This window comes from Gaiella sp. (genome assembly GCF_035558935.1).
GTDB lineage: Bacteria > Actinomycetota > Thermoleophilia > Gaiellales > Gaiellaceae > Gaiella.
In genome coordinates this window covers 1-2,846 of record NZ_DATMBZ010000072.1, presented here as the reverse complement: position 1 = coordinate 2,846, position 2,846 = coordinate 1, and the positions used below count along the sequence as shown (strand labels likewise).

Genomic DNA, 2,846 nt, shown 5'->3' with positions numbered 1-2,846 from the left:
GCCCCCCCGAGCGTGGTGCCTCTGAACGTTCCCCCCGTGTGGGAGGCCCACGGATGGTGCTTTGCGGCAGGGGATGCTGGTACTCCCTGTGGGTCTAGTCCTCGCTAGACCTGGGGACGAACCGTCTGACGATCGGCGCTGCGGTTGCGCGACACGTCGAGTCCCTCGAGGCGCGCGCCGATCGCGGACCGCGAAAACGCCGGCCCGCCGCAATCCGTGATCGCGGCCGGCCGGCGTGGACGGACGGTGCTACGAGACGGGGTTCGTGACGGAGCTGCCGGTTGCGCGGAAGAGCTCGTCGATCTTGCCGCCGAGGAAGACGATTGCGAGGATCACGACGATCGCGATGCCGCCGAGGATGAGCGCGTACTCAGCCATGGTCTGGCCCTCCTGGCGCTCGCGAAGCCTCGCGACGGTGTTCTGCAGGTAAACGAAGAGTGCCGCCATGCTGTGTTGCTCCCCTCTTGGTCGCGGGAGACCGCTTCTCCCGTCTGCGCATTGTGTCGGCGCCCGCCGGCGGGATCCGACGCCCCTTCGGTCGGACCTGACCTAGACCATCGGCGCGTTCTCGGGCTGCTGGACCAGCCGATCGACAGCCGTATGAACCTGCACCATTGCGGCGATGGGCGCGGAACTCCACGCTGAGCATCTGCGCGTCCTCCGCGATCGGCGACGACCGGACGGCGGCTTCTCGACGGGCCGGGGCGCGGCTTCCGAGCTCGAGCCCACCGTTCTCGCCGGACTCGCGCTCGGAGGCGACGTCCAGGCCCGTTCGTGGGTGTCCGCACGACAGAGACGCGACGGCGGCTTCGGTGAGCTGAGCGGCCGTCACGACGGCCCCACGACGGCCGCGCTCGCGTCGCTGCTCCTCGAGGGCGGCGCCGCCCGGCGAGCGCTCGCGTTCGCCGTCGCCCATCGTGGCCTCCCGCTACCCGGCGAGGGTGACGAGCGCCAGGGATGGGGCTGGACCGCCGATACACGCTCCTTCGTCGAGCCGACCTCGCGCGTCCTGATAGCGGCGAATCGCCTGACGCCTTCCGACACGGCTGTGATCGACGAGGCGGAGCGCCTGCTTCGGACATGGCAGTGCGCCGACCACGGCTGGAACCACGGCGTCGCGACGGTCCTCGGCGACGACCTGACGGGCTACGCTCAGACCACCGCCGTGGCGTTGATCGCTCTGCGTCCTCAAGCGACCGAGGGCTTCGTCCGTCGTGGTCTCACGTTCCTTCGCGACCGCTGGTATCGCGAAGCGGGGCGGCTCACGACGGCCCAGGCGCAGATCGCCTTCCGCTTCCACGCCGTCGAGGACGACGTCGCGAGGACCACGGCCCTGCTGGAGCGGCTCCGCCCGCGCGCCGCGCGCGCATCGACGGTGGCGCTCGCGTGGTCGGCTCTCGCAACAGGGCCCGACGAGCTCCTCGAGCCGCTGCGGGGCGCGGCGTGACGCTCACCCGCCGCGAGCTGCTCATCCGCACCGGAGCTGTCGCGGCCTGGGCGACCGTCGGCGGTGCCGTCTACGCGAAGCACAGGGGCGTCTTCGACGGGCCTCCGCAGTTCGACCGGTCGGCGTTCCCCGAGCCCGAGCGCTCGGCTGCGGCGGTGCTTCGCGCGGAGCGATACAGCGGCGACCTGGAGGGCCTCGTCGCCGACGGCCTCCGGTTGGTCGAGGCACGGGTTCGGGGGCGGTCGGTCGTCCTCAAGCCCAACTTCGTGGAGTTCCTCGACGACCACCCGATCAACACGCAGCCGGCGCTCGTCGTCGCGGCTGCGAACGCATTCCGGCGCCTTGGCGCACGATCCGTGGTCGTCGCCGAGGGGCCGGGCCACCGGCGCGATGCAGAAGCCGTCGCCGAGCAGGCAGGCCTGCTCGAGGCGCTCGACGACGCCCGACTCCCGTTCGTGGATCTCAACGAGGCGCCTGTGGTACGGGTCCCGCTCCGGAGTCGGTACACGGGACTGCCGGCGCTCTGGGTGCCCACGGTGCTCCACGAGGCGGATCTCGTGGTCTCGATGCCGAAGCTCAAGACTCATCACTGGGTTGCCGTCACGCTCTCGCTCAAGAACTGCTTCGGCTGCATGCCGGGGCGCGTCTACGGCTGGCCGAAGGACGTCTTCCACGTCCGAAGCGTCCCGAACTCGATCCTCGACATCGCCGGGGTGATCAAGCCGTCGCTCGCGATCATCGACGGGATCGTCGGGATGGAGGGGAACGGACCGTTGCTCGGGGACGCCGTGCACTCGGGAGTCGTCGTCATCTCGCGCGACCCGGTCGCCGCCGACGTGACCGGCGCGCGCCTCATGGGTATGGAGCCGGAGAAGATCGAGTATCTGATGGAGGCGGGCCGCTTCCTCGGCCAGGCGCGCTCGGAGCTCATCGAGCAGCGCGGGGAGGACCCGGAGCGGCTGGCGAAGCAGTTCGCGCCCGCGCCCGGGTTCGAGCACGTCGTCGCGTGAGGCGCTGCTACAGGGCGGTGTCCGACTTCAAGTCGGACACCAGCCGTGCTGCGCGAGGCTCTGCGGGGTTCCCTACGGTGGCCGGGCTGTGGCTCTCGGCATCCCCATGGTGCTCGCCGCGGACGATCACGGCGAACACGAGCCCGAACACGAGCAGGACTCGAGCACTCCCCCAGCCGTTGCCTGCGCCGATTCCCGCGCTCAGCAGGCCCCACGTTGCCAGCGGGGCGAGCCAGATCCACGTCAGGCGCGGCAGGACGACGGCGAGCGGGATCGCGGCGACGGCGTAGTAGTCGAGCCAGACGATCGGAGACAACACCAGGGCCGCCGCGACGGCGAAGCCGAAGCTCTGACGGCGCCAGCACGCGACGAGAAGCGCCGCCCCCAGG

4 protein-coding genes are annotated in these 2,846 nt (G+C 70.8%); 2 read left to right on the top strand and 2 right to left on the bottom strand.

Translation table 11 applies throughout. The annotated features are described in order from the left end of the window. Nucleotides 1-249: 249 nt before the first annotated feature. The gene (locus tag VNM44_RS07535; protein WP_325624462.1) at nucleotides 250-447 is read right to left on the bottom strand and encodes a hypothetical protein; all 198 of its coding nucleotides are present in this window, start codon (nucleotides 445-447) and stop codon (nucleotides 250-252) included. Between the two features lie 175 nt (nucleotides 448-622). On the opposite strand from VNM44_RS07535, the gene VNM44_RS07530 reads away from it, so the two are divergent. Next, nucleotides 623-1,447: a hypothetical protein gene (locus tag VNM44_RS07530; protein ID WP_325624459.1), complete on the top strand. Its 825-nt coding sequence runs from the start codon at nucleotides 623-625 to the stop codon at nucleotides 1,445-1,447. Beyond that, a complete protein-coding gene (locus tag VNM44_RS07525; protein ID WP_325624456.1) occupies nucleotides 1,444-2,457 on the top strand; it encodes a DUF362 domain-containing protein in 1,014 nt (337 codons plus the stop codon). The genes VNM44_RS07530 and VNM44_RS07525 overlap by 4 nt, the downstream gene beginning before the upstream one ends. A gap of 7 nt (nucleotides 2,458-2,464) precedes the next feature. On the opposite strand, the gene VNM44_RS07520 is transcribed toward VNM44_RS07525, so the two are convergent. Beyond that, nucleotides 2,465-2,846 (bottom strand): hypothetical protein (locus tag VNM44_RS07520; RefSeq protein WP_325624454.1); only part of this gene is annotated, 382 nt, incomplete at its 5' end.